Genomic DNA, 25,870 nt, shown 5'->3' with positions numbered 1-25,870 from the left:
GCTCGCCTCCCCGTAAACACGTTGAGAAGGCGAGCGTTTGATTCTTCTACTCGTTATGATTTTCTATTTGATTCAATTTTTGTTTAAGTCATTGTTATGCACTTTTATCGCTATCAGACGTGCCCTGCTTGCCTTTAAAGCGCTCCTGATGCTCTTTATAGAGGGCTTCGACCAGATCGTGGAAGGCACGCACAAGCAGGTGATTGCGCACGCTGTAGTAAACCTCGTTGCCGCTGCGTCGCGAGCCGAGCAGTCCGGTGCGCGCAAGCAGACGCAGATGGCCGGAGACAGTGGCATGGGCCAGCCCCAGGGCCCGCGCAATCTCTCCTGAGCGCATCTCAACCGGTTTCTCATGCTCAACTGCTGGGGCGGCGAGCAAGGCCAGAATCTGCCGTCGGCTGGGATCGCACATCGTGCCAAGGAAGTGGTCAATGAAGGCTTCGACGTCCTCCGGTAGCTCCTCTAGTGGTTCTTCAGACGCCCCCTCCGATTTACGAGCACACATCTATACACCTCTACTTCATATGGGATATCATCAGAATCGAGTGTTAATCTGCAATACAGGTGAGGGAGTGAAGGTCACCTCTTCTATTACACGAGGAACCTCCCACAGAAAGAGACGAGGTGCTCTATGAGCGCAACGCAAGCGCTGGCAGGCTTCTGCGCTACCCTGGAAGGGACGGACCTTCCTGAGCGGGTGCGCGCCAGAGTCCGTGATTTGCTACTTGACCATGTGGCTGTCGCCCTGGGTGGGGCCCGGCTTCCATCCACAGAGGCCGCCTATCAGCTGCTGGTCACGATGGGAGCGCTGCAGCCCTCGGGAGCTGACGCCTACCCTGACGGGCGGGGGGCAACGCTCCTGGGACGGGGTCAGCGCGCCGAAGCCGCCTGGGCTGCGCTGGTCAACGGTGTCGCGGCCCACGGTTTGGAGATGGACGACGTCGAGAATCGCTCGTCGCTCCATCCGGGCGTGGCAGTCTTTCCTGCAGCGTTGGCCCTGGCCGAACAACTGGCTGCTCCAATAGCTGATTTCTACGCGGCTGTCGTCGCTGGCTATGAGGTGACCCTGCGCCTCGGGGCCGCCCTCAATCCTGCCTCGGCCTACGCCCGTGGCTTCCATCCCACCGCTCTGTGCGGGACCTTCGGCGCTGCCGCTGCCAGTGCCCGCCTGCTGGGTCTCTCGGCAGAGAAGACGGCGCAGGCGCTGGGCATCGCCGGCAGTATGGCGGCTGGTTCACTGGCTTATCTTGATGATGGCGCCTGGACCAAACGTCTGCACCCCGGCTGGAGTGCTCACGCTGGCATTACCGCCGCGCGCCTGGCTGCTGCCGGCTTCCGCGGACCGCAGGAAATCCTGAGCGGGCGTTATGGCTTCCTGCACGCCTATTCAGATGCAGGCCATCCCGAAGAGCTGCAGCCGCCAGCAGCCGCCGAGGAGTTGGCTATCCTGCGCGTCTCGCTCAAACCATATGCCTGCTGCCGCTATATGCACGGTCCCATCGACTGCCTCCTTGCTATCCGCCGTCAGCATGCCCCTGATCCGCAGCACATCCGCCGTGTGCGCTGCGGCGTGCTGAGCGCCGGGCGCGGCCTGATTGCTGATCCCATCGAGGCCAAACGTCGGCCTGGCAACATTGTCGATGCTCAGTTCAGCATGCCCTTTGGCGCCGCTGTGGCTCTCATCACCGGTCAGGCTGGTCTGCGTGTCTTCAGCGAGGCCTGGCTTGAGCGCCCGGAAGTCCGCCGCCTGATGCAGCGCGTTGACTGTGAAAGCGATCCTGAACTAGATCGCTACTATCCCGCCGAGTGGCGCGCCACGGCTAGTGTCGAAATGGACGACGGGCGTATCTTCAGCGCCAGTGTGCGCTACCCGCTCGGCGACCCCGAGAACCCTCTGAGTGAGGAACAGCTTAGGGCGCGCTTCCATGAATTGGCCGCCGCTTCCATTGAGGAGCCTGCCCGACGCACGGCTCTCATCGAGCACCTGCGCCAGCTCGACCAGCTCCAGCGCTTCTCATGGTCTCATCTGCTGTAGCGCTCCATCGCAACACGAGGTAGGAGGAAGAGCTGTGACCCTGGAATGTACAGTCTGGCTGCAGCAACGCCGGCAGCTCACAGTCGAGCGCTATAACCAACTGGCGCCGTCCTATGACCGCGACTGGGGGGCCCCTGGATGAGACTCACTGCAGGATGCTTCTCCGTCTGCTGACAGCTTGCTCGCCAGGCAGCCGTGCGCTCGACGCGGCCTGCGGCACCGGTAAGTATTGGGGTGGAGCGTGACTACACCTTTGCCGGCATCGACCAGTCAGCGGGCACGCTGCGACGCGCTCAGGAGAAATTTCCATCTGTGCCGACCCGACAGCAAGGACTCCAGTGAGGCTGTGCTTTGCATCGACGCCCTGGAAATGCTTCCGCCGGAGGATTGGCCCCTTGTGCTGGCCAATCTGCGTCGGGCCGTTAAGCCCGGCGGACTGCTCCATCTGACCGTCGAGCTGATCGAAGCCACCGAGCGCGAGCGGGCTTTTCTGCTGGGTCGGGCGCAGAGCCTGCCCATCGTTCCCGGTGAATACGCCCATCACGCTGGCTATCACTACTATCCCTCGCTGGAGCAGGTGCGGGCCTGGCTTGAGGCCGCTGGCCTGGTCACCCTGGAAGAGTGCACCGGCGACGGCTACCAGCATTTTCTGCTGCAACGCCCCCCATCATCTTTCTCCTGACCAGCTAACACCCCAGGACCCAGTGTACAAAAAACGTCCATCGGTCCTGCTGTGAGACCGATGGACGTTCTCATCTGGCTAGAAAGGGTACGCCTCAAGCGGCCGGCTCAGGCTCAGGCTCGGGAACCACCGCCTCGGCCACTACGCGGCCAGCGCGCAGTACCAGACGCACCGTCTGACCTGGCGCAATCTCGCCGTTCAGCAGGGCATCAGCCAGCGTATCATCAACGTGCGTCTGGATCGCGCGGCGCAGCGGACGTGCACCGTATTCCTCATCGTAGCCTTCGCGCAGCAAGAACTCGCGCACCTCATCGCTGACGATCAGTTCGATCTTCTGCTCGCGCAGGCGCTCACGCACCTGACTCAGCAGCAGATCGACGATCCGATAAAGCTCGTCCTTGCCCAGCGAATGGAAGACCACGATTTGGTCGATACGGTTCAGGAACTCGGGCCGGAACATTTGCTTCAGGCCCTCCAGCGCCTTTTCGCGCATCGCCTCGTATTGCTCCGCGCGCTCGTCGCCGCTAGTGATGGGCATGAAGCCGATACGAGCTGCGCGCCGCAGCTCATTGGTACCAGCGTTACTGGTCATGATCAGCACCGTATTCTTGAAATCCACGGTGCGACCCTGACCATCGGTCAGGCGGCCATCATCCAGGATTTGCAGCAGGGCATTGAAGACCTCGGGATGCGCCTTCTCGACCTCATCCAGCAGGATCACGCTGTACGGGCGGCGCCGCACCTGCTCAGTCAATTGGCCACCTTCCTCGTAACCCACATAGCCAGGCGGGCTACCGAAGAGGCGCGAGACCGTATGCGGCTCCATGTACTCGGACATGTCGAGGCGGATCATATTCTCCTCGCCACCGAACAGCTCACGCGCCAAAGCCCGCGCCAGCTCTGTCTTACCCACGCCCGTCGGGCCGAGGAAGAGGAAGGAACCAATCGGCCTCTTCGGATCTTTCAATCCGGCTCGTGAGCGGCGGATGGCGCGCGCCACCGCGCTGATGGCCTCATCCTGGCCAATCACATGCTTGCGCAGGCGCTCCTCCAGGTCGCGCAGATTCTGGCGCTCGCTCTCCATCATCTGCGTCACCGGCACGCCCGTCCAGTTCTCGACGACCTGAGCGATTTGCTCCGGCGTCACAATCAGCTGGAATGAGGCATTGACCTCAGAGCGGGCCTTCTCCAGCTTCTGCAGAGTCAGTAGCTCCTGCTGACGCAAGAGGGCCGCGCGCTCATAATCCTCGGCGTTAGCCGCCGCCTCCTTCTTAGCCTGGATATCGGCTAGCTGCTGCTCCAGCTCAGTAATCATCGCCGGGCTAACGATACCCTTCTCCAGAGCCTCCAGACGCAAGGCCGAAGCAGCCTCATCCATCACGTCGATAGCCTTATCGGGCAGGAAGCGATCATTGATGTAGCGATCCGAGAGCTTGACAGCAGCCTCGATCGCCTCATCAGGGATGGTCACGCCGTGGTGCGCCTCATAGTTAGGCCGCACGGCGCGTAGCATCGCAATGGCTTCCTCGACCGTCGGCTCATCAACCATGATTGGCTGGAAGCGGCGCTCAAGAGCCGCATCCTTCTCAATGTACTTGCGATATTCATCAAGTGTCGTCGCACCGATACAGCGGATCTCACCGCGGGCCAGCGCCGGCTTGAGCATATCCGACGCCCCGACCGCACCTTCCGCCGCACCCGCTCCGACAACGGTATGTAGCTCATCGATAAAGAGGATCACATCCGGCGCCTGTCGCAGCTCATCAAGGATAGCCTTCATGCGCTGCTCAAACTGCCCGCGGAACATGGCCCCGGCGATCATGCCGCCGATGTTGAGCGCCACGATGCGCTTGTTGCGCAGCGGGGCGGGAACATTACCCGCATGGATACGCCGCGCCAGATCCTCAACAATGGCCGTCTTACCAACTCCTGGCTCGCCAATCAGCACCGGGTTGTTCTTCTGCCGACGACCCAGGACTGTGATCAAGCGGCGCAGCTCACGCTCACGCCCAACCGCCGGATCAAGCTTCCCCTGCGCTGCTTCCGCCGTGATGTCCCGACCATACTGGTCTAGCGTCGGCGTCTTGCTGTTGCTGTTGGCCTGACGCTCGGCGGTCTTGGTCCCGCGCCCATTCGTCGCCTCATGGCCATTCAAGAAGCCAAAGGCCGCCGCAGGGAAGCCCTGCCCGAAGAAGTTGCCAGCCTGGCTCATCGATGAGCGCATAAGCTCGTCGACGCATTGCTGGCAAAGATAATGCCGCTCATGGCGCCCTTCCACGAGCAGATCGACGGTGATGCTGGCGTTGTTCTTATGACATCGCTCACACTTCATTCCAGGCTCCTCACACAACCGGGGGAGCGGCAGCTCCGCTGGCCGGCGCCCCGCTCTCTCTCCGCCCCGGGAATTTTAGCAATCTGCGCGGGTGATTGCCAGCATTATAGCACAGGTTTTTCACTGCTGTCTAGCACTCGCCACTCTTGACTGCTAACTACCCTGAATAACACGGGGCAAGGCCCGTTTATTCCCGGCTTGCCCCTCTCCGCCTCCCTCCTAACTTGCACCCTCGCCTGACTGAGTGCCCCGAGGGTAGTCAGCCAGTTCGGCTGGCAATCCCTTCACTGCACTGCGCCTCGCTTCTTTCCTCTTCTCTTGATTCCTCTTGTCACCTTCTAGAACAGAGGTTTCAGGTCCGATTATTCCCGGCGCTGCCTGGCCGGCTTCACGTCCTCTCTCATCCGTCCGCGTCTGGCCAAAGCCCGAGTGGGCGCGTTATCATATCATAAATAAATAGAGCGATATGCCGAAGGCAGCTCCCTCCAGGGAATTCCAGGCTCGCAGACAACAAAGGAGGAAGTATGACCACTCTCCCCCCTCTCATAGACGAGGAAAAACTTCGCCGTTATCTGGCCGAGCAGTTGCCGGGCGAGGACCTGCCCCTGATCATCGAACGAGTCCGCGGAGGACACTCGAACGAGACGTTCTATATCACGCGCGGAGACCAGCAATGGGTTTTACGCCGGCCACCGCGCGGTCCGCTGCTGCCTACTGCTCACGATGTGCTGCGCGAGTATCGCGTGTTGAAGGCGCTCAACAATAGTGCTGTGCCGACACCACGCGTCTTGCTCGCATGCGAGGATACGAGCGTCATCGGCGCCCCTTTCTATCTCATGGAACGGGTCCACGGCTACATTATCCGTGACACGCTCCCGCCTTATGGGGCCGATGAGGCGGGCCGTAAGGCCATTAGCCGCGCTCTGATTGATGCCCTGGTCGAGCTGCATGCCGTCGATTGGCAGGCCGTGGGCTTGGGTGATTTTGGCCGCCCCACCGGCTATTTGGAGCGCCAGCTACGCCGCTGGATCGGTCAATTGGAGCGCTCGCGTCAGCGCCCTTTGCCTGAGCTGGATATGGTGACCGAGTGGCTCAAGGCCCACTTGCCCGTTTCAGGGCCGTCAACCATTGTTCACGGCGATTATCGTCTCGATAACGTCATGTATGCCGAAGATGGGCCGCGGGTTGTGGCGATCTTCGATTGGGAAATGGCCACGATCGGCGATCCTCTGGCCGACCTCGGCTACTTGCTCTCTTTTTGGCGTGAGCCGGGCGATCCACCACCTGCTCTCGATACCGAGACCTGGCGGGTCATGGAACAGCCGGGTTTTCTGACCCGCGCTGAGTTGAAAGAGTACTATGCTGAGCGCAGTGGGCGCTCTGTACGCGAGATGGACTTCTATGAGGCGCTGGCGATCTGGAAGCTGGCTATTCTGTTGGAGGGCAGCTATGCCCGCTACCGGGCTGGTACCACCGATGACCCGTTCTTTGAGCAGTTGGAAACGGGCATTCCAGCCCTGGCCAGACGAGCGCTGGAGGTTTGTCAGCGCAGCGCCAGCGGAGGCCACTGATTGTGTGTGCCGGTGAGGAGGTTTCTTTGTTGCTGCAGGATGACCCGTTTCTGTTGCGGCGCGCTCATGCCGCCGAGCTGTTCCTGATTCGTCATGGTGATGCTCTCCCCCCCGCCGATGAGCTGATCCCCGGGGGCCTCTACGATGATCTGCCTCTGTCGCGTAAGGGCCAGGAGCAGGCGCAGGCCCTGGCCGAGCGTCTGGCCGGCCTGGAGTTCGCCGCTATTTATAGCAGCCCGCTGCGTCGCTGTCGCGAGACAGCCGCTCCTCTGGCCAGCCGCCTGGGTCTGACTCCGATTGTGGTTCCCGATCTGCAAGAGATCCGCCTTGGGAGAGTGCGCCCTCTGCCCGCAGAGGCCGATAATCTGGAGTTGCTGGCTCGCACGCTGCAAGAGCGGCAGATGGATATTATTCGCCTGGCGGGCGCCGCCGGTAGTTGGGACGCGATTGAGGGCAGCGAACCGTCTAAAGCCTTTCGCGCACGGGTGGTCAAGGCTTTGGATGCCATCGCCAATGCTCATGTGGGAAGACGCGTGATCGCCTTTGCGCACGGTGGGGTGATTAATGCCTATGTTGCTGAGGTTTTAGGACTGGAACGTGATTTCTTCTTCCCAGTAGCCAATACTTCAATTACGGTGGTGCGCGTTGCAGGAACGCAGCGCGTCCTTTTCTCTCTGAATGATATCTGTCACCTTCAGCATTTTCAGAGAGGATAAGGCCGAGTCCAACGGTGGCGGGCAGAGAGGCCCTCTTGCCATTATAGGCAGATGCTGGCCCCCCTGGCCCGCCTCTGGCTTCTTCATGACTTGCTTCCAGTTAACGGACATTGAGCGGCACGTGTTCGGCGGTCTCCGACTCGGAGCGCACAAGTGGCCGCGACTGGAAAAAGGCGATCACGTTGCGCAGATAGCCGCCCAGACGACGCCTCGTCTCCTGGCCAGGGCGAGGCGCAAAGAGCAGGGCGAGAACAATGCCGACCAGCAAACCGAAGCGGAAGAGCATGCGTGCGCGACGCCGACGCCGGGCCCGGCGTTCGCGCTCTTGTTGCCAGGCCGCGCGAGCTTCGACCAGGTTGCCGCGCGCACGCTCTAGCCGACCACGGGCAGTGCGCATGCTGCGTTCAATGGTCACTTGCAGCAGACCCAGGCCCGCAGCTACAGCCCCCAGGAATAGGCTGAATTGCTCACTGAGCAGCCCCTTGAGGCGCCCTCCCTCGCGACGAGCCTCAGCTAGTGAGCGTTCAACGGGCTTACGGCCTTCGCGCCAGCTACGCTGCAGCGCCTGACGTCCTTGCTGAAGTTGATCTTCGACGCGCTCTGAGGTCTTGCGCAGGCCTCCGCGCAGGCGCTTGAAAAGGCGGCGGCGACGGCGCGGCTCTAGCACGGTCTGCACGTTGTCCTGAACGGTTGAGAGACCAGTACGCGCTATCTCCGCTGTACGCGCACGGACTTCCTTGAGGGCATCCGTTACTGGTGCAAAACCATTCGCTTTGGCCATGATAATTCATCACATCCTTTCAACTGTGGACAGGCCCCTTTCATACGGCTCTCTGACCTACTTGCTCTACCCACTGCCAGCAGGAGGACAGGGCTTGCTTTCTCAGTTCCCTCCCTCCCTCCTTGCCTGGAGCCCATTTGAGCGAGCAGACGGGTCAACAATGCCGCAGACTATCTCTCAGGGGGCGTCGGTCCCATACGCTCGCTCCTATGGCTCTCTTGCGCTCGTTCGCCACACTCACCGGTATGAGTAGGGAACCTGCTCCTGGCACGATTAGATAGGACAGCAAGTTTCATCCCCTTCGGGCAAAAGATGCCAGTTCTCGGGGAACCGGAGCCGCCTCCCTGGTCTGCTTGCACCGACTGACTCGATGCGCTGGAATGCCGGCTGTCACTCCTGGCAATCCGCCGCTCTTAGCAGAGAGTGGCTCTCACCTCCATCGCTCGCATCGGGCCTGACTCGCTCCGAGCAGGGTTCTCTTTCTCTCTAGCGCCTCGCTTCATCGAGATCCTACACTTTTGAGTATAGAGATGCTTGCCAATAGCAGCCAATGGCAGCAAGCGCTTAGGAGCGGGTCAGAAAGAACGCTGCCGCTGTGTTATAATACAATGGAAATGGGCTTGTTCCTGTCTGTCATCATGCGCGATCTTCCGCGTCTATCATCCTTTGCCCATCGTGCCGGGAAGACAGGCACTGAGTACTACTTGCTCGCTGCTGGGTAGCGACTTCCTTCTCTGCTCAGAACAGGGCCATGCCTGCTCTGCACGTGACAGCGTGACAAACCAAACAGCTCGCACTGCTCTCCTGCCGAGATCCTCTGCACAGCGCGCCGGTCAGTCCTTGGAGTGAATGGCCTGGTGCGTAGGCATGGCACAGCGGCACGATAGCACCGTGCGTGGTCACTGTTGACAAGAATGATCATCTGCTCGATCGGGATCGGACGGGTCACTCTGCAGGGAGCAGGAGCCCCAGCGACGCGGAGCGGCAAGTCGCCAGCAGCTAGCCAGCCCACCAGGCGGCTCTGTCGCGGACGGAATCAGTACCAGCCAGTCAGTGAGGGATCATCTATGGATTTAATGCAGAAGCTTGAGAGCCTGGCTCATCGCTATGAGGAACTCAATACGCTCATGACTCAGCCCGAGGTTCTGAGCAATATCCCTCTGCTCCAACGTTATGGGCGCGAGCAGGCCGAGCTAGAAGAGGTTGTTCAGAAATACTACCAACTGCGCTCTACTCTTAAAGAGTTAGAGGAGGCCGAAGAGCTGGCGCGCGAAAGCGACGATCCGGCCCTGCGCGACCTGGCGCGTGAGGAAATCGCCCGTTTGAAGGAGCGCCGCGAGCAGTTGACCGAAGAGGTCAAGCTCGCCCTTCTGCCCAAGGATGCAATGGATGAGAAGAACGCCATTGTGACCATCCAGGGCGGCGCCGGCGGCGAGGAGGCCGCGCTCTTTGCGGCTGATCTCTTTCGCATGTATAGCCGCTACGCCGAGCAGCGGCGCTGGAAAATCGAGATTCTCGATCTCAATGAGACCGACCAGGGAGGCATCAAGGATATCACTTTCTTGGTACGCGGCAAGGGAGCCTACCGCCGCCTGAAATATGAAGGCGGCACACATCGCGTCCAGCGCGTCCCTGTGACGGAGGCCAATGGGCGCATCCATACCTCAACAGCTAAGGTGATCGTTCTGCCCGAGGCCGATGAGGAGATCAACATCGAGATCAAGGAGAGCGATATCCGTATCGATGTCTTCCGCTCGACCGGTCACGGCGGCCAGAGCGTGAACACGACCGACTCGGCAGTACGCATTACCCATCTGCCGACTGGCCTCGTGGTGACCTGCCAGGATGAGAAGTCGCAGTTGAAGAATAAGGAGCGGGCGCTCTCTGTTCTGAAAGCTCGCCTCTGGGATCTGGAGGAGGCGCGCCGTCAGGAAGAGTTGGGAAAGGCTCGCCGCTCGCAGGTGCAGATGGGCGACCGCAGCGAGAAGATTCGGACCTATAATTTCCCCCAGGATCGCGTGACCGATCATCGCATTGGTCTGACTCGCTATAATCTGCAAGGTGTGCTTGACGGCGAGCTGGATGAGTTTATCGATAATTTGATCGCCGCTGACCAGGCCGATCGCTTGCAGCGCCTCTTTGCTGAAGAGCCTGCCGCCGTCCAGTAAACCGCGGAAGTAGGGGGCTGATTATGCGTCTCTTGCCTGTGCGCTGCCAGTCCAGCCAGCGGCTCTGCTCTCCCTGCTTCCGCGCGTCTTTCAGTCCCTCTCTCCCGGCCAGGGCGCCCCGCCGCTCCCGGCAAAGATGGCGACAATGTGCTATCCTTCTCTCGTAAAGGGAGAAGGCTGGCGAGATGGGAAGTGTATGATGATCCTATTTCTTTTGAGTGAAAGGTAGGCTTTTCTTTCGATGATGCCGCCACTGCCGGACCAGACTGCTCAAACGCAGGGAGGTCGCTCTGAACTTTACCCACCTTATCGGCTGTTGCTCGGGCCGGGTCCTTGCAATGTCGATCCCCGCGTCTTGCTCGCTGCCGCTGCTCCGCAGCTCGGACACCTCGATCCTTTCTTGCTCGATATGCTTGGCACAATTGCCAACCAGCTCCGCCAGGTTTTTCAGACGCAGAACGCGCTGACCCTCTGCGTCTCCGGCTCGGGCTTCGCAGGAGCAGAGGCCGTGCTCTGTAATCTGTTGGAGGAAGGCGAGACGCTCATCGCTGGCAGTCTGGGGTTTTTTAGTGGCAAAATCGCGGAGATTGCCCAGCGGATCGGGGCCCGGGTGATCTTGCTAGAAAGTGAGCCAGGGCAGCCACTCGATCCGCAACGGTTGGCCGAGGCCTTTGCCAGGCATCCCGAGGCCAAGCTGTTTGCGACGGCTATCGCTGAAACTTCCACTGGCCTGCTGCAGCCTCTGGCAGAGCTGGAGCAAATTACTCATGCGCAGGGGGCGCTTTTTGTCGTCGATGCAGTCTCTGGGCTGGGCGGCATCCCTATGCATGTCGATCAAATGAAGATCGATGCCTGCTATGCGGGCAGTCAGAAATGCCTTGGGGCGCTCCCAGGCCTGGCCCCGGTGACGCTGAACGCGCGCGCTGTCGAGGTCATCCGCCGTCGCCGCAGGCCAGTCCAAAGCTATTATCTTGACCTGTTAGCTCTCCAGCGCTATTGGAACGGCGATCACGCTTATCATCATACGGCTTGCAGTAACCTGCTGTTCGCTATGCATGAAGCCTTACGCCTTGTACTTGAAGAGGGACTGGAGGCCCGCTGGCAGCGCCACCGTCTGCATGGCGAGGCACTGCGCGCCGGCCTGCAGGCGCTCGGCCTTGAGCTGCTGCCCCACCCCGGCTTTGAATTGCCCGTTCTGACTGCCGTCCGTCTACCTGCCACTGTTTCTGAGGAGCAGCTGCGCTCCCAATTGCTGACAACCTATGGCCTGGAAGTCGGCGGTGGCCTCGGTTCTTTGAAAGGTCACTTGCTCCGTATCGGCCTTATGGGCAGCAATGCCTGTCGCAAGAATGTGGAAATGGTCCTGACAGCTCTTGAGCAGCTCCTGCCCTCATATGGCTGGCCGGTTCAGACTGGCGCGGCCCTGAGCGCCGCCGCTGCGGTCTACAGAGACAACAGCCAGGCTCTCTTACGTCGCTGAAACGCCGTGCGCATGCTGGTTACGCCAGCAGGGAACAGGGCCGCTTTCGTTCCTGACCCTTGGATGAAGCATGAGAGCGACAGCACGCATCAATCGGAGCGAAGGCGATTAGAGGGCGAGGCTATGTGCAGCTTGTCCCCCGTATTGCTACCCTGGCTGCGTGAGCAGGCAGGCTTGTGTCTACGCTGGCTCGCAGCCAGGCAAGCAGGCCTGCGCTACCCGTTCGCTCCTTCGTCCGTTCATTAGCTGGAGCCGACTGGAAAAGAGGTGACTATGCGTCTTGAGCAACCCCAGGCGATTCGCACGATCTTCTTTGATGCCGGTCAGACTCTCTTGCAGCCCTATCCCTCGGTTGTCGAGATCTGCCAGCAGGTCTGTCAGCGTGCCGGCCTTAGCGTCGACTTGAGTCGCCTTAAGCAGGGTTTGATCGAAGCAGAAGATTACTTTTACCGCCAGGTGCGCTTGAACCGTCATACGTGGGCCAGCGAGCAGGCTATCAATGAGCTGTGGCTTGGCTATTATGTCAGCATGCTGCGCCAGGCCGTTGACGAGCGCAGCGATCAGCGCTTGTATGAGCTGGCTCGGGCCATCACGGATGAGTTTGCGGCGCATACGAGTTGGGAGGTCTTCCCCGATGTCGTTCCCACGCTGGAAGTGCTGCAACAGCATCACTATACGCTGGGTGTGATCTCTGATTGGGGCATTAGCCTCGGCCCCATCCTACGCCGCCATCGCCTGACGCGCTTTTTTGACTGCGTGATTGTCTCGGCCATTGCCCGCTACGCTAAGCCATCGACGCTTCTCTATGAAACGGCCCTGCGGCGGGCTAATGCTATCGCTGACTACACGCTCCACGTCGGTGACTCCTACATCCATGACGTGCTTGGCGCTCGCTCAGCAGGCATGACACCTGTGCTGCTTGATCGCGCCCACCGTTTGCGCAGCAGCGATGTCGACTGCATCCTCATCCACTCGTTAACGGAGCTGTTAGAGCTGCTTGAGCTGCCAGGCCCAAGCCAGATCTCTGGCGCTCAGGAGATCAGACCCACGCCTCCCGCTTTTCCACCGGCGCAGCACGAGCGAGACGGGTCACAGCAGCAACCAAGCACGCCTTTCTTACAGGGATAGGCCTCACCGCATGCTAAAGAAGAGGCTGGAAGTGCGCATCACGACAAGAAGAGACAATCAATGCCCATCTTGCCCAGCTCCTGCCGTCCCGCCCTACTGGCGCGCTACCGCTGCTGGATTGAAACGATAGAGGCGGGCGGGTCGGTGGGTTCCCTCCATTTTCTTGGCGCCAGTATCTTCCAGAATACCGGTGGAGAGAATCTTTTTGCGGAAATTGCGCTTATCCAACTTGCGATGAAGAATGATTTCGTAGACGCGCTGCAGCTCACGCAGCGTGAACTGCTCCGGCAACAAGTTAAAGGCAATCGTTGTATACTCCAACTTCCCCCGAATGCGCTGCAGCGTATAGGCCAGGATCTTGGCGTGATCAAAGGCCAGCTCCGGCAGGTTATACATAGAAAACCAGCCGACATCACTGGCATCGTCCGCCGCCCGCACCTGGAGACGCTCCGAATCGAGCAGCGCATAGTAGACTACCGTGATTACCCGCATGCGCGGGTCGCGTCCGGGATCGCCGAAGGTGTAGAGCTGCTCCAGATAAACATCTTGCACGCCCGTTTCTTCGCGCAGCTCGCGTTTGGCCGCATCTTCGAGCGACTCATCGATGCGCACAAAGCCCCCCGGAATGGCCCACATGCCCTCATACGGCCAGGAGCGCCGTTTGACCAGCAACACCTGCAGGTCGGACTGACGAATGCTCATCATCACCACGTCAACGGTCACCGATGGTCGCTCATATTTTGAGGGATCGTAGTGATGGGCCTGGGCTTCGGCACCCGGTGTCTGGCTCGGCCCACTGCTCATCTGTTCGTTCTGCTCACCCATAGTCACTGATGATCAGAGTCAATCTGTCGGCAAGAAAGCCAGGAGACCACTCAGTGATGAACAAGAGGCTAGACTTGGGATGAGCGGCGCAAGCGAGAGTGAGATGCGTCGGTCTCTTCTCCGGGGTCAATAGCTCGCAGCGAGAAGCGTGCTTTCTTCCCCGGCATCCGCCCGCTCGCTCATCCATTGCGTGTCGTGCCACGCTCCTCACAATGCGTGTCTCGTTTACGCTAAAATAGCTGACTCTGGCCATCCTGTCAAGTGGCAGCAGACCAGGCCGCCGCTCTTGCTGGAGAGCAGGCCCTCCCTCACGCCTGGCGCGGCACCGGCTCTAGAGAGGGCCAGGTGGTCAGCATTGTCCCCCAGCGATGGCTGTGATATACTGGCACAGGCAGCACAAACATCTGTTCAGTTGTGGGGAGAGCCATTAATGGCAGGTACCGATTTACAGCAGATCGCCTCCTACGCCATCGTCGAGAAAATCAAGGAGAAGGCCAGTGGCACCCTTTACCGCTGTCAGTCACCGAAACGCTCCCGTTCTGCGATCTTTATTCAGGTCTGCGCTCTCCCCTTGCTCACGGAAGCCGATCAACACTGCTTTCAGGAACGCGCACGCCATCTCAAGAGACTCGCTGGTCACCGCGCTATCGCTTCAGTGAGAGACTATGGCCTCTTCAGACAGCCCGCCAACGGCCAGCTCTATGGCTATCTCGTGTTTCACGACCTGCCTGCCGCAAGCATCGCCGATTCCTTTCAAGGACAGCCTTGCCTGACTCCCGATCAGATTTTGCCCGTGTTGCTGGCTATCGGCGATGCTCTACATGTCGCCCATCAGCGCAAGACCCTGCATGGCAATCTTTACCCGGGCTGTATTCTGGGCGAGCCATTCAACGCGGTCCTGAACGATTTTGCCCTGGCCTGCCGCAACGGCAGCCTGACCTACGATGATGAACCTGCCGCTTTGCCTTATAAGGCTCCGGAGCATCTACGCGGTTCGCCGCTGCCAGCCAGCGATCAGTATGCCCTGGCAGCCCTGGTCTATTCCTGGCTCTGCGGGCGCCCTCCCTACGAGGGACAGACGCCGCAGGAGCTGCTGTCCCAACAGGAGCGCCGGCGCTTGATCAGGCCGCGCAACTTGAATGCGACCATCCCTCCAGCTCTGGAGGCGGTGCTGCTGCAGGCGCTGGCCCTCGATCCTGCCGAGCGTTTTCCTCACGTGCATGCCTTCACTGAGGCTTGTCTGGCCGCTATCAAGAGCCTACCTCTCTCGCATCGCCACCAGTCGCTTGAGCCAGAGAGTGCGCCCCGGTCCGCGCTTCAGGCCCAGGCGCCTTCTCCAGGGCTGGTCTCTAGCGCAGCGACAGCGCTGAAGGCAGCTTCTGACGACAGGAGCGTCACCGTGTCAGACCCCGCGCCCGCGGCATCAGTCGCCCCGTCCACCGTTATGGCTCAAGCAGCCTGTACAGTGGCGACTTCGGCGGCTGCGCGGCACGGGGAGAAGCCAGCCGAGAAGGAGGAGCAGCCAACAGGTCTGTTGGCCGTTGTACGCGCTGATCTGCGCCAGGGGGGCATTCTCTCGCGCAGCTTGCCGGGCTACGAGGAGCGACCCGCTCAGATCGCTATGGCGGAGGTCGTGGCCCGCGCGCTGGAACAGGAGCGACACGCCATTCTCGAAGCGGCTACCGGTACAGGTAAGTCGCTGGCTTATCTGGTCCCTATTGTCCGCTCCGGGCGCGTGGCGATTATCAGCACAGCTAATAAAGCCCTGCAAGAGCAGCTCTTTTATAAAGATATTCCTTTCGTTCAGCAGCATATCAAACCCTTTGAGGCGGCCCTGGTCAAGGGCATGGGAAACTATATTTGCCTCGATCGCCTCGAAAACGAGCGCCTGGGACTGCAGTTCTACGCCCAAAATCGGGAGTTTCGTCGCCTCTACGAGCTAACCCAGGACCCGGAGGCTGATTTCAATGGCGACATTGAGAGCCTGGATTTCCCCCTCTCTCCCGAGCTGCGTAGCCGCATTGTGGCCGAGCGTGATCAGTGCGCCTGGAGTAAATGCCCCTTCTTCTTCGATTGCTATGTGCGCCAAATGCGTTTGCGCGCCGAGCGCGCTCAGATCATTGTCGTCAATCATACGCTGCTGCTGCTCGATGCAGCCCTGGAAGGCCACCTTTTGCCCGAACGGGATGTCATCGTCCTGGATGAGGCTCATCACCTTGAAGAAGAGGCCACACGCGCCTTTACGATTACCATCAGCCCCAACCAAATTCGGACGCTGCTCGCACAGCGCATGCTTAAAGAACATAGCCGCTTGAGTCTCCAGGAAGAGGCCGAGCGCGCCTGGCTCACGACCTGGCGCCGCCTGGAGCAGTTGGCCCGCCACTGCGGCCCCGGTTCACGCCTGAACTTGCATGAACCAGTGGAGGAAGGTTTGCACCTGGCCACGGCCTTCGCTCAGCTCGCCGATTCTTTGCGCCAGGAGCGCCCCCGCGATCTGCCAGAGAAGGAGAGCACTCTCTACGATCGCCTGCTCAAGCGGACACAGAATCTGGCCGAGCAGGTTCGGACCGTGTTCTCTGTCAATCAGCCTGAACGCTATGTCTACTACCTGGAGCGCGTGACCCAAGCTGGCCAACGCGGCAGCCACATCGAGGTGTCGGCTGCGCCGCTTGATGTAACCTCGTGGCTGCGTGAGAAGCTGCTCAAGACACGGGTTCTGATCTTTACTTCGGCTACGCTGGCTACCACGGGACCACATCCGCTGCGGCCCGAGGAGAAAGGCCCGCATTTCGCTTATTTTCGCCAGCGCATCGGCCTCAGTTATGAAGAGATGCCCGAGGTGGAAGAGCACATTCTTCCTTTGACCTTTGACTACGAGCAGAACGCTCTGCTTTACCTGCCGCGCCATCTGCCCGAACCAGCCTACGGAGGCGATGAGGCCGTGCGGCGCTATACCGAGGCCATCGCCGGCGAAATGCTGCATCTGGTCAACGCTTCCCAGGGCCGCGCTTTCCTGCTCTTCTCCAGTCAGCGCATGCTCGACGCCGTCTACGGCCTGCTGCAGCAGAGCAGCCTGCCTTTCCGTCTGCTGCGCCAGGGCGACTGGCCACGCAGCGAGCTGCTCCGTCAGTTTAAAGCAGAGCCAGCGATTCTCTTCGGCCTCAAGAGCTTCTGGGAAGGGGTTGATATCCCTGGTGAGGCTCTCTCGTTGGTGGTGATTGATAAGTTGCCGTTTGATCCGCCCGATGATCCGGTGCATGCCGCCCGCGTGGCGCTGATGAAAGAGGCCGGCGAGAATTGGTTTGGTTCCTACGTGCTTCCCCAGGCCGTGCTGCGCCTCAAGCAGGGGCTGGGCCGCTTGCTGCGTACGCGCGACGATCGCGGGGTGATGGCGATCCTGGATAGTCGCATCTATACGAAGAGCTACGGACGGCTGATTCTCAAAGCCCTGCCCCCAGCTCGCCGCACCGATCGGCTGGAAGAGGTCTACCGCTTTTTCCAGAATGGGCGCCCACCCCGCTCGGGAGCGCACAATTGACAGGTGTTCCGGTACTAAGCATTATTGCGCACTCGGCAATATCAATGGGGAAACAGGATCTTTTTCTAGGACAATTGACGCTCCGGGTAAAGCTGCTATACTAGGAAGTGCATTCCGACGCGAGTGAGAGAAGTTCTTGTATCCAGCGGTACAGGGAGAACTGCATGAGCAAAGTCAAGATGCGCTGCATCAACTGCGGCAAGCGATTCCAGTCGGTTAATGCTAAAGAAGCCCTTTGCCCTGAGTGTAACCAGAAATCGAGAAAGGAGAAGCAGGTCGCCAAAACAGGACCGCAGCGACCGATGAGCGCGCCCCGCGTGGTGCCGCCGCCCCCGCGGCCCCGCCCTTCTCAAGGAGGCCCCAGCCACTGGTTTGACCACCTGCAAGATGTCAAAGTCAGCGAGCCAGAGCCACCCGCTCCGCCCGCGCGCTCTCGACCGCCGCAGGCCGCGGCTCCGCGCTTTCCCGTCGACCCACGCCACCCCGGGCGCGAAGGCCCGCGGCATACAGAGCGTCCTCTGCGCACGGAAAGGGAGCGCGAGCGGCCAGGGCCACGCGGTCCCGCCCAGTATTGGGAAGCTGAACGCCGAGGCCCCCTTTTCCGTAGCGGCTTCTCGGCTTTGGGTCAGCGTCCCCGCCCGCCTGTCGAGAGCGGCCCGGCTCGTGGTCCCCGTCAGGCTGGCCCTTCCTCTAGACCTGGACCTGCCGGTGTAGGTCCCGGCGTCGGCTCTAGTGGCAAAGGAGGAATACGCCCGGGATCAGTCCAGGCTGCTCATCATCATTCCCATAGACAGGCAAAGGAGCCCGCTAAAGCAGCGAAGCCTCTCCCACAGCCGGCCAAGCCCAAGCGTGAAAAAACTCCTCCGCCAGCTCCCTTTGTGCCTACCCCTGAGCAGGTGGCCCTGGTTGAAGCACGCTATAAAGAGCTGGCGCAGCCCGTTGAGTTCGATGGTATTCGTACCCGGATTGCCCATGAGCTGAATATTCCTAAATCGGCGGTGAAAAAGATCGTTAAGGCCCTGCGCGAGCGCGAGGGGCTACCGAGCTGGTGGGAGGTTCAGCCTTACCGAGGGAACAGTGAAGAACTGGCGAAGATCCGAGCCTTGTATGAGCCGTTTCTCCCTGTGCCTCCGATCGGTATCCATCGCACCATCGCGCAGCAGCTTTCGCTCAAGCCCGCTGTGGTCTATCAGGCGATCCGCCTCATTCGCCAGGAGCTAAAGCTGCCGCAGTACAATGATCCTAGCCTGCATGCTCAGGAATTGACAATGAGCGCACAGGCCGGAGACAATAAACAAACGGTGCCGGCCTTGCCGGCGGGTACTATGGTCACCTCGCCTCCTCCAGAGGCCGTCTCTCTCCCTCGGGAGAGCGCCAGCTCTGGCAGTGGTGAGCCTCCGGCTCATAGCGCCGAGAGCCAGCCAGCCTCGGAGGAGTAATCGGCGAGAGTCGGGCTGGTTGCTAGCTGGCTGGCTAGCTAGTTAGCTGACAGGCCTATGCGGGAGAGCCAGGCCACTCCGGTCCGCTCTTGGCTTGAGGAAGGCAACTATGCAAGACTGTCTGTTCTGCAAGATCGCTAATGGCGAGATCCCGAGCAAGATCCTTTATCAGGATGCCGAGGTCGTTGCATTCGCGGATATCAATCCGCAGGCACCGCATCATGTGCTGTTGATTCCGCGGCGTCACCTGGCTTCGATGAAGGAGGTGACGGAGCAGGATGGGGCTTTGCTGGCCCATCTCTTCGTCGTGGCTAATAAGCTCGCTCAGGATCTCGGTCTCGCTGAGCGTGGGTTTCGCTTTGTGACCAATGTCGGACCCGACGCCGGACAATCGGTCTTCCATCTGCATTTCCATCTCTTGGGCGGACGCCCGTTCGGCTGGCCGCCCGGCTAGTCGCCGCGCGTTAGCTCGGCTTATCTTGCTGGCTTGACTGGGGCGAGAATCGCCAGCACTTTCTTGCTTGCTCCGCATTGCTGTGGCTTCTCGCCCCTTCTGTCGTTTCGGCACGGCTTGACTGAACCAATCCGAGTCGTTGCTGTTCCGCGAGCTGGAGGGGACGGTTGGGTTGCTTCGGGTTGGGTCTCTGCGGCCCCGCGGTAGGATGGTCGGCCTCTGGTAGGCTTGCCTCGCCCCTTGTCCTTGGGCTTTTCTTACCTTGCTCTCTATCTCACCTTCATTCACTGACGGGCAAACAAGAGGAAGAGCGAACAACAAGGTGAGAAGTGCGCAGGTAGTCAGGCAGGTAGGTAGATAGACAGGCCGGAATAGCTGTCAGTCGTGGTTCTGTGGGGAAGGCTGCCGCCATTGGCCGAGCAGCGCTAATCCATCAGGAAGATTTGCTACAAAGGCCAGGGATGTCTTTATGCGCATTGCCATTGATTACACAACGGCTATCCGACAGGGTGCGGGCATCGGGACCTATATCCGTTGCCTGGTCGATGCCCTGCTTGCTCAAGATCAGGTAAACCACTACGTCCTGTTGAGCAGCCAGCCCCCTCAGGAGGGACGCACTTTCCCTCAAGCAGAGCATGCGACGATTCGACGTATTCCGATTCCTGAGCGCTATCTCAATATTATCTGGTATCGCTGGCAGCTCCCACCCTACGCCAATTGGTTCACTGGCCCTGTCGATCTCTACCACGGTCCCGATTTCGTCTTGCCCCCCTTTAGTCCCTTTCGCCGCCGCCCGCGTACGGTGGTGACCATCCACGATCTGGCTTTCCTGGAGTACCCTCAGTATGCTGTTCCATCGCTGGCCGCTTACTTGCGTCAGGTAGTCCCACGGGCGGCACGCACCGCCGATGTGGTCGCTACTGTCTCTCAGGCTTCGGCCCGCACTCTTACCAAGTACTTGGGCACTCCTCCTGAGAAGATGGTGATTATCTCTCCTGGCGTGGCTCGCGCCTTCCGCCGCATTACTGATCCTGTGCTCCTAGAGGCTACGCGCTATAAGTATGGCCTGAAACACCCGTTTGTGCTGACCGTGGGCACCAAGGAGCCGCGCAAGAACCATCTTGGCCTGATCCGCGCGTTCTACCAGACCCAGAGCCGCAAACCGCGCCCGAAAATGCTGGTCATTGTCGGGGGCACAGGCTGGCTCTATGAGGAGACCGAGCAGGAGGTTGTTCGTCTGGGCCTGACCGAGAAGGTGCGCTTTCTGGGACGGGTGAGCACGCTCGATCTGGTTATGCTCTACAGCATGGCCGATGTTTTCGCTTATCCTTCCTTCTATGAGGGCTTCGGCATGCCCGCCCTGGAGGCCCTGGCCTGTGGCGCTCCCGTGGTCACCTCAAATACTTCTTCGCTGCCCGAGGTGGTCGGTGAGGCCGCTCTTAAGGTCGACCCTTATGATGTAGAGGCCCTGGCTTCCGCCATTACACGCCTGCTGGAGGACCCACAGCTCTGTGAGGAACTGCGCCAGAAAGGCTATGAGCAGGTGAAACGCTATACATGGGAAGCCTCGGCGCGTAAAATGCTCCTTGTCTATCAGAAGCTCTATGAGGGCCTCTCGGATTTCACTACGCTGGAGGCTTCCTATGCGGATCGGCATTAATGCGCTCTTCTTTCGCTATCCCGCCAGCGGGAGTGGACAGTACTTGTTGCATCTGCTCAAAGCTCTGGCCTCGCTCGATCAGAGCCATGAGTACGTCTTGCTCGGTCCTCAAGCCGGGCTGCCGCCTTTTACTCTTTCTCCTCAGATGCGCTATGTCGCGGCTCCCGTTCCTTCTTTGCTGGCAAGAAACGAGAATATTGAAAAACTGATATGGGAGCAGATCACGTCGCTGCGCGCAGCCCGCCGCCACGGCGTTGATCTGCTCCACATCCCCTATTTCGCGCCGCCAGTGCGTGCCTCTATGCCGGTCGTTGTCACCGTGCATGACGTAATTCCCTGGCATATTTCTATCTATCGAGCAGGGGCTAAGATTGAGGCCTATATGCGTCTCATTGAATACGCAGTGCGGCGCGCCACCTTAATCATTACAGTTTCCGAGCATGCCAAGCGCGATATCGTTGAGACGTTGAAGCTGCCTGCTGAGCGCATCCGCGTGATTTACGAGGCCGCAGGGGAGGAGTATCGTCCGGTACGTGACCCCGAGCAATTGGCCAGAGCGCGCGCGCGCTACGGCCTGGCCGAACACCAGCGCTATGTGTTTTACCTCGGTGGGTTGGATGTACGCAAGAATGTCCCGCAGTTGGTGCGCGCCTTTGCGCGTGTCTACCAGCGCCTGGGAGAACCGGATCTACGCCTTTTCATTTCGGGCGACCCTGACCGCCAGCGAGGCCCGCGCTTCTCTGATCCGCGCCCACTGGCCGCCGAGCTGGGCATCGCCGATAAAGTCATCGTTCGCTTCGTGCGCGATGAGGACAAGGCTGCTCTCTATAGCGGCGCCGGTCTCTTTGTTTTCCCTTCGCTCTACGAGGGCTTCGGCCTCGATCCTCTGGAGGCGATGGCCTGCGGCGCTCCCGTGGTTTGCTCTAATCGGACGTCACTGCCGGAGGTCGTGGGCGATGCGGCTCTATGCGTTGATCCTACCGATCTGGACGCTCTCACAGATGCAATGTATGCTGTTCTCAGTGACATGAAACTTGAGGCAGACCTGCGCGCACGTTCGCTGCGCCGCGCCACTCAGTTTAGCTGGCAGCGGACCGCAAGCGAGACGCTGGCTGCCTATGAAGCAGCTTTATCTCTGGAGTGAGCTGAGTGCGATGCGTGTGCTGACGATTTCTAAGGCTTATGTGGCCGGCACTTCTCACCGCAAGCTGGAGGAGCTGGCTAAGTGCCCCGGCGTCGAGTTGATCGCCGTGACCCCTCCTTATTGGCTGGCTGATGATGGTAGTAAGCAGGATCTGGAGCGGGTCTATTTGGAGGGCTACGAGCTGATCGTGACCCCTATGGCTCTCAATGGCCATTTCCATATCCACTATTATCCCCAGCTCAATAGTATTATGCGCCGTGTGCGCCCGGATATTGTGCATATCGATGAAGAGCCGTATAATTTCGCCACTTACCAGGCGATTCGGCTGGCCCGCCGCTATGGGGCATTGCCGATCTTCTCGGCGTTCCAAAATCTCTATCGCCGCTATCCTCCTCCGTTCCGGCAGTTTGAGCTGTATTGCTACCACCACACCCGACACGCTCAGGTCTGCAACAAGGCGGCGGGCGAGGTGCTGCGCCGCAAGGGCTATAAGGGTAAGATCCATCTGATCGCCCAGTTCGGAGCAGAGCCAAGCCTGCATTATCCCGATCCACAACGTCGGCCTTATCAGCCGGGCGAGCCGTTCATCTTGGGCTACGTTGGGCGCCTGAAAGAGGAAAAGGGTGTACCGCTGATTATCGAGGCGCTGGCGCTGCTGCCAGAGTGCTGCCGCGTGGTCTTTATCGGCTATGGCCCCTTGCGCGATGAGTTGGAGCGGATGGCTCAACGTTTAGGGGTGGCCGAGCGTGTGACCTTCTTGGGCAGCTTGCCAAGCTATAAGGTGCCTGATGAGATGCGTAAGATGCATGTGCTGCTCCAGCCTTCGCTGACGCGGCCTAATTGGATGGAGCAGTTCGGGCGCTCGATGGCTGAAGCCATGTGCTGCGGGGTGCCTGTGGTCGGCTCTGATTCGGGCGAGATCCCGGTAACGGTCGGCAACGGGGGACTGATCTTTCCCGAGGGAGATGCGCGGGCAATGGCTGAGTGTGTGCGCCGCCTGCTAGAGGATCAGGAGCTGTATCAGCGCCTGTCTCGCCAGGCCCGTGAGCATATCTTGCAAAATTATACGCAGGAGGCCATTGCTCGCAAGACCTATGAGGTCTTCTTAGAGATGCTGGCTGAACGCGATGCCGCTGGGTCGGCGCCAACTGCTGCCCCCTGACCTAACGAATGCCCTGGCTATGCGACTTTCTGCGCCTCTCTGGAGAGGTAACTTGCGCCGGTGGCCCTCCTTCTGGTTGCTTACGCTGCTCGCTGGCGCGCTCTTTGTCGAGAGCACCTGGCAGGTCTTTTTGGCGCCCACTGATTTGCTCCGCTATCAGTGCTACGCTGTGGCCTTCTGGTTCGGCAGCGCTGCTCTCGGCTGGCTTCCGGCGCATCAATGCGCATTTCTCTCCTTTTATGGCCAGCAGCCCCCTTTTCACATACTGCCCCTTGAGTATCCTCCTCTGGCCCTGCTCCCTTTCTCGCTACCTCTGGTGGTTCCCCCGCCTTACTATACCCTGACCTTCGCGCTGCTGATGCTCGCTGTCGCTGCCTTGCTGCTCTGGCTCCTGTATCGTATGATCTCGCCCCAGGCGGCGCTTGTTGGCGCCTTGCTGCTGATCCTGGGCGGTGGCCCGCTCTTGCAGGTGCGCTATGATCTGTTCCCCTCGCTCTGTGTGCTGCTCTGCCTCGTGGCAGCCCAACGCGACCGGTGGACGCTGGCATACCTGGCCCTGGCGGGTGGCACGCTTTTGAAGCTTTACCCGCTGCTGGGCCTGCCAGCCCTTTTCCTGGCTGAGCAGCAGCACCTGAGCGCTGGTCAGGGACTGCTGCGTAAGGTCACCATCTGGCGCTGGCGCCATCTGTTGCTCTTCATCGCCACCGTGACGCTCGTCAGTGGCCTCTTTGCGTTGCTCAACCCCCAAGGTGCGCTGCTGGAACCACTGCGCTACTTTAGCCAGCGCCCTCCTCAAGTCGAATCCCTGGCCGCCAGTTTGCTCTGGCTGAGCAGTTTGATCGGCGTTGGCCAGCCGCCTCAGTTGCTCTTCAGCTATGGCTCGCTCAACGTCCTCAGTCCTCTGGCGCCTCCAGTAACTTTGCTCTTGACCGGTCTATTGGGCGGCGGCCTCCTGTTGACGCTGTGGCTACAATACAAAGGCGCCTTCGACCTCTGCGACAGTCTCCTTGCTATCTGGCTGCTGCTCATTCTGACCGGTAAGGTCTTCAGCCCGCAATATCTGATCTGGGTTATTCCTCTGGTAGCCAGTTCTGCTCTGGGCCGCGCTACCAGGCTCCGTGGTCGCCTCTGGCTCTTCCTCTGGCTAGCCATCAGCCTGCTGACGAGCTTTATTTACATCTTCTATTATTCACATCTATCCAGCGCCTCTACAGCTCCCCAGATTGCGCTTACTCTTCCTGGTTTCTTTGAGCTGATCCTGCTACGCAATGCCCTTCTAGCTGTGGCTAGCATGAGTCAATTTGGCTTTGGTCTTCTCCGAACGTTATGATATAGTGAACCAGGGACAGCGCTAGTGGCGTCGGTCGAGACGGTCAGGCAAGTCAGGAGGATGAGGGATTCCTATGGACGATGCTTTTCTCGGCTATCTGGTCAAGGAGCGCTATAAACTGATCGACAAGATCGCAGAAGGGGCCTTCGGCGCCGTTTATATCGCGCGCGATCTAGAGACCAACTATCTATACGCCGTCAAGCTGCTGCAAGAGAAATTTCTTCGCAATACGGAAATCCTGCAGCGCTTCGAGCGGGAGGCGTCGCTCCCGCTGGGCATCGATGATCCCCACATCGTCCACGTCATCGATTATGGTTGGGATGGGCAGGTACATTTCATCGTCATGGAATATGTGGATGGTCACAACTTGCGCACCATTATGCTGCGCTGCGGGCCACTCTCTCTAGAAACAGCGCTGGACTATGCCGGGCAGGTGGCCTATGGACTGGAAGCAGCCAACCGTCGTGGCATCGTGCACCGTGATCTTAAGCCGCAGAATATCCTGGTGAATAACCAGGGACAGGTGAAAATTACCGACTTTGGTCTGGCCCGCGCCAAGGACACCCCGACCATCACCGAGACCGATGAATTTATGGGCACAGCCTACTACATTTCACCTGAGCAAATTGATAGCGGCCACGCGGCAGACATTCGCTCTGATCTTTACTCGCTGGCGGCCATTCTCTTCGAGATGCTGGCCGGGCAGCCGCCTTACCGGGGCAGCAACGTCATGGAACTCATTGTCAAGCACAAGAACGAGCCGATTCCCGCTTTGCGACCGCTACGCCCCGATCTGCCCTCGGTCGTTGACCAGTTTTTTCGGAAAGCTCTGGACAAGCGACCAGAGCAGCGCTATCAGACTCCCCAGGAATTCATAGAAGCGCTGCAGCTTCTGCGCCAGGCAGCTACCAGCGATGCGTACGCCCCGACGTTACCAGTTATTATGCCAGAGCCAGCGGCGGCGGTGAAGGCTTCCCCTTCCCCACAGCTCACCCCAAACGCTAGCAGTCAGCCTACGCCTGAGCAAAGTACTTTGATAGAGGCTCCCGCCATCACAGAGAAGGCGCCGACGCCGCAGGTCCCAGCGCAGCTTGTGCATTTGAGCACAGGAGAAATCTTCCCGCTCACTCGCCAGGAGATGATTATCGGACGGCGTGATCCCATTCGCAACCTCTATCCAGATATCAGCCTGGCAGACAAGATGGTCGGTCGGCGTCACGCCTGCATCCGCAATCGTCAGGGCACCTTTACTGTCGAAGATCTCCATTCACGGAACCGAACACGCCTCAATGGTAGCTTCCTGCCCCCCGGAGAAGAGCACCCTCTTAAGCATGGTGATGTTCTGCGCTTCGGCAATATCGAGATGCGCTTCGAGCTGATCAACGGTCGCCAGCCTCCAACGCAGAAAAACGAGTAAGCAGCCCC

The 25,870-nt window shown here is 59.8% G+C and carries 19 protein-coding genes; 15 read left to right on the top strand and 4 right to left on the bottom strand.

Going from position 1 to position 25,870, the window contains the following annotated elements; all coding sequences use genetic code 11:
- Positions 1-94 precede the first annotated feature (94 nt).
- Positions 95-505 carry an ArsR/SmtB family transcription factor gene (locus AC6H1L_RS14800; RefSeq protein ID WP_497598260.1) on the bottom strand — a complete coding sequence of 137 codons (411 nt, stop codon included), beginning with the start codon at positions 503-505 and terminating at the stop codon, positions 95-97.
- Between the two features lie 126 nt (positions 506-631).
- Between AC6H1L_RS14800 and AC6H1L_RS14795 the strand changes: the two genes are divergently transcribed.
- Positions 632-2,035, top strand: a complete 1,404-nt coding sequence (locus AC6H1L_RS14795) for an MmgE/PrpD family protein (protein WP_497598259.1) — start codon at positions 632-634, stop codon at positions 2,033-2,035.
- Positions 2,036-2,381: 346 nt separating this feature from the next.
- Positions 2,382-2,717: a class I SAM-dependent methyltransferase gene (locus tag AC6H1L_RS14790; RefSeq protein ID WP_497598258.1), complete on the top strand. Its 336-nt coding sequence runs from the start codon at positions 2,382-2,384 to the stop codon at positions 2,715-2,717.
- A 94-nt stretch (positions 2,718-2,811) separates the two neighbouring features.
- Here the strand turns inward: AC6H1L_RS14790 and AC6H1L_RS14785 are convergent, their stop codons facing one another.
- Positions 2,812-5,049, bottom strand: a complete 2,238-nt coding sequence (locus tag AC6H1L_RS14785; protein ID WP_497598257.1) for an ATP-dependent Clp protease ATP-binding subunit — start codon at positions 5,047-5,049, stop codon at positions 2,812-2,814.
- Positions 5,050-5,573: 524 nt separating this feature from the next.
- On the opposite strand from AC6H1L_RS14785, the gene AC6H1L_RS14780 reads away from it, so the two are divergent.
- On the top strand, positions 5,574-6,620 hold the full coding sequence (locus tag AC6H1L_RS14780; RefSeq protein ID WP_497598256.1) for a phosphotransferase family protein: 1,047 nt from the start codon (positions 5,574-5,576) through the stop codon (positions 6,618-6,620).
- A gap of 26 nt (positions 6,621-6,646) precedes the next feature.
- Complete coding sequence (locus AC6H1L_RS14775) at positions 6,647-7,336, top strand: histidine phosphatase family protein (protein ID WP_497598255.1); 690 nt, start codon at positions 6,647-6,649, stop codon at positions 7,334-7,336.
- A gap of 100 nt (positions 7,337-7,436) precedes the next feature.
- Here AC6H1L_RS14775 and AC6H1L_RS14770 read toward each other — a convergent pair whose 3' ends face one another.
- On the bottom strand, positions 7,437-8,117 hold the full coding sequence (locus tag AC6H1L_RS14770; protein ID WP_497598254.1) for a hypothetical protein: 681 nt from the start codon (positions 8,115-8,117) through the stop codon (positions 7,437-7,439).
- A gap of 1,067 nt (positions 8,118-9,184) precedes the next feature.
- On the opposite strand from AC6H1L_RS14770, the gene prfA reads away from it, so the two are divergent.
- The 3 genes from prfA (at position 9,185) to AC6H1L_RS14755 (ending at position 12,893) form a co-directional block, all read left to right on the top strand.
- Positions 9,185-10,285, top strand: a complete 1,101-nt coding sequence (gene prfA / locus AC6H1L_RS14765) for a peptide chain release factor 1 (protein ID WP_497598253.1) — start codon at positions 9,185-9,187, stop codon at positions 10,283-10,285.
- 241 nt (positions 10,286-10,526) lie between these two features.
- A complete protein-coding gene (locus tag AC6H1L_RS14760) occupies positions 10,527-11,765 on the top strand; it encodes a pyridoxal-phosphate-dependent aminotransferase family protein (RefSeq protein ID WP_497598252.1) in 1,239 nt (412 codons plus the stop codon).
- Between the two features lie 273 nt (positions 11,766-12,038).
- Positions 12,039-12,893: an HAD family hydrolase gene (locus tag AC6H1L_RS14755; protein WP_497598251.1), complete on the top strand. Its 855-nt coding sequence runs from the start codon at positions 12,039-12,041 to the stop codon at positions 12,891-12,893.
- A gap of 93 nt (positions 12,894-12,986) precedes the next feature.
- Here the strand turns inward: AC6H1L_RS14755 and AC6H1L_RS14750 are convergent, their stop codons facing one another.
- Complete coding sequence (locus AC6H1L_RS14750) at positions 12,987-13,697, bottom strand: NUDIX hydrolase (protein WP_497598250.1); 711 nt, start codon at positions 13,695-13,697, stop codon at positions 12,987-12,989.
- 451 nt (positions 13,698-14,148) lie between these two features.
- Here AC6H1L_RS14750 and AC6H1L_RS14745 point away from each other — a divergent pair, with 451 nt between their 5' ends.
- The 8 genes from AC6H1L_RS14745 to AC6H1L_RS14710 all read left to right on the top strand — a co-directional run bounded on the left by AC6H1L_RS14745 (position 14,149) and on the right by AC6H1L_RS14710 (position 25,862).
- The gene (locus AC6H1L_RS14745; protein ID WP_497598249.1) at positions 14,149-17,256 is read left to right on the top strand and encodes a helicase C-terminal domain-containing protein; all 3,108 of its coding nucleotides are present in this window, start codon (positions 14,149-14,151) and stop codon (positions 17,254-17,256) included.
- A 302-nt stretch (positions 17,257-17,558) separates the two neighbouring features.
- Positions 17,559-18,695, top strand: a complete 1,137-nt coding sequence (locus AC6H1L_RS14740) for a hypothetical protein (protein WP_497598248.1) — start codon at positions 17,559-17,561, stop codon at positions 18,693-18,695.
- 109 nt (positions 18,696-18,804) lie between these two features.
- Complete coding sequence (locus tag AC6H1L_RS14735; RefSeq protein WP_497598247.1) at positions 18,805-19,149, top strand: histidine triad nucleotide-binding protein; 345 nt, start codon at positions 18,805-18,807, stop codon at positions 19,147-19,149.
- A 469-nt stretch (positions 19,150-19,618) separates the two neighbouring features.
- On the top strand, positions 19,619-20,809 hold the full coding sequence (locus tag AC6H1L_RS14730) for a glycosyltransferase family 4 protein (RefSeq protein ID WP_497598246.1): 1,191 nt from the start codon (positions 19,619-19,621) through the stop codon (positions 20,807-20,809).
- Entirely contained in the window at positions 20,793-21,953 is a 1,161-nt protein-coding gene (locus AC6H1L_RS14725; protein ID WP_497598245.1) for a glycosyltransferase family 4 protein, read from the top strand. Before AC6H1L_RS14730 ends, AC6H1L_RS14725 begins: the two co-directional genes overlap by 17 nt.
- Positions 21,928-23,115, top strand: coding sequence for a glycosyltransferase family 4 protein (locus AC6H1L_RS14720; protein ID WP_497598244.1), 1,188 nt, complete (start codon positions 21,928-21,930; stop codon positions 23,113-23,115). Before AC6H1L_RS14725 ends, AC6H1L_RS14720 begins: the two co-directional genes overlap by 26 nt.
- A 76-nt stretch (positions 23,116-23,191) precedes the next feature.
- Positions 23,192-24,445 carry a glycosyltransferase family protein gene (locus tag AC6H1L_RS14715; RefSeq protein WP_497598243.1) on the top strand — a complete coding sequence of 418 codons (1,254 nt, stop codon included), beginning with the start codon at positions 23,192-23,194 and terminating at the stop codon, positions 24,443-24,445.
- A gap of 73 nt (positions 24,446-24,518) precedes the next feature.
- On the top strand, positions 24,519-25,862 hold the full coding sequence (locus AC6H1L_RS14710; RefSeq protein WP_497598242.1) for a protein kinase domain-containing protein: 1,344 nt from the start codon (positions 24,519-24,521) through the stop codon (positions 25,860-25,862).
- Positions 25,863-25,870: the final 8 nt, after the last annotated feature.

The organism is Thermogemmatispora argillosa (genome assembly GCF_059696725.1).
The sequence above is the reverse complement of the archived record's forward strand: the minus strand, read 5'-3'. Positions and strand labels throughout refer to the sequence as shown.

Excerpts from the sequence above, each read along its gene's own strand:
- AC6H1L_RS14800 (WP_497598260.1), bottom strand. The coding sequence starts at position 505 with ATGTGTGCTCGTAAATCGGAGGGGGCGTCTGAAGAACCACTAGAGGAG.
- AC6H1L_RS14795 (WP_497598259.1), top strand. The coding sequence starts at position 632 with ATGAGCGCAACGCAAGCGCTGGCAGGCTTCTGCGCTACCCTGGAAGGG.
- AC6H1L_RS14785 (WP_497598257.1), bottom strand. The coding sequence starts at position 5,049 with ATGAAGTGTGAGCGATGTCATAAGAACAACGCCAGCATCACCGTCGAT.
- AC6H1L_RS14780 (WP_497598256.1), top strand. The coding sequence starts at position 5,574 with ATGACCACTCTCCCCCCTCTCATAGACGAGGAAAAACTTCGCCGTTAT.
- AC6H1L_RS14770 (WP_497598254.1), bottom strand. The coding sequence starts at position 8,117 with ATGGCCAAAGCGAATGGTTTTGCACCAGTAACGGATGCCCTCAAGGAA.
- prfA (WP_497598253.1), top strand. The coding sequence starts at position 9,185 with ATGGATTTAATGCAGAAGCTTGAGAGCCTGGCTCATCGCTATGAGGAA.
- AC6H1L_RS14760 (WP_497598252.1), top strand. The coding sequence starts at position 10,527 with ATGATGCCGCCACTGCCGGACCAGACTGCTCAAACGCAGGGAGGTCGC.
- AC6H1L_RS14755 (WP_497598251.1), top strand. The coding sequence starts at position 12,039 with ATGCGTCTTGAGCAACCCCAGGCGATTCGCACGATCTTCTTTGATGCC.
- AC6H1L_RS14750 (WP_497598250.1), bottom strand. The coding sequence starts at position 13,697 with ATGAGCAGTGGGCCGAGCCAGACACCGGGTGCCGAAGCCCAGGCCCAT.
- AC6H1L_RS14745 (WP_497598249.1), top strand. The coding sequence starts at position 14,149 with ATGGCAGGTACCGATTTACAGCAGATCGCCTCCTACGCCATCGTCGAG.
- AC6H1L_RS14740 (WP_497598248.1), top strand. The coding sequence starts at position 17,559 with ATGAGCGCGCCCCGCGTGGTGCCGCCGCCCCCGCGGCCCCGCCCTTCT.
- AC6H1L_RS14735 (WP_497598247.1), top strand. The coding sequence starts at position 18,805 with ATGCAAGACTGTCTGTTCTGCAAGATCGCTAATGGCGAGATCCCGAGC.
- AC6H1L_RS14730 (WP_497598246.1), top strand. The coding sequence starts at position 19,619 with ATGCGCATTGCCATTGATTACACAACGGCTATCCGACAGGGTGCGGGC.
- AC6H1L_RS14725 (WP_497598245.1), top strand. The coding sequence starts at position 20,793 with ATGCGGATCGGCATTAATGCGCTCTTCTTTCGCTATCCCGCCAGCGGG.
- AC6H1L_RS14720 (WP_497598244.1), top strand. The coding sequence starts at position 21,928 with ATGAAGCAGCTTTATCTCTGGAGTGAGCTGAGTGCGATGCGTGTGCTG.
- AC6H1L_RS14710 (WP_497598242.1), top strand. The coding sequence starts at position 24,519 with ATGGACGATGCTTTTCTCGGCTATCTGGTCAAGGAGCGCTATAAACTG.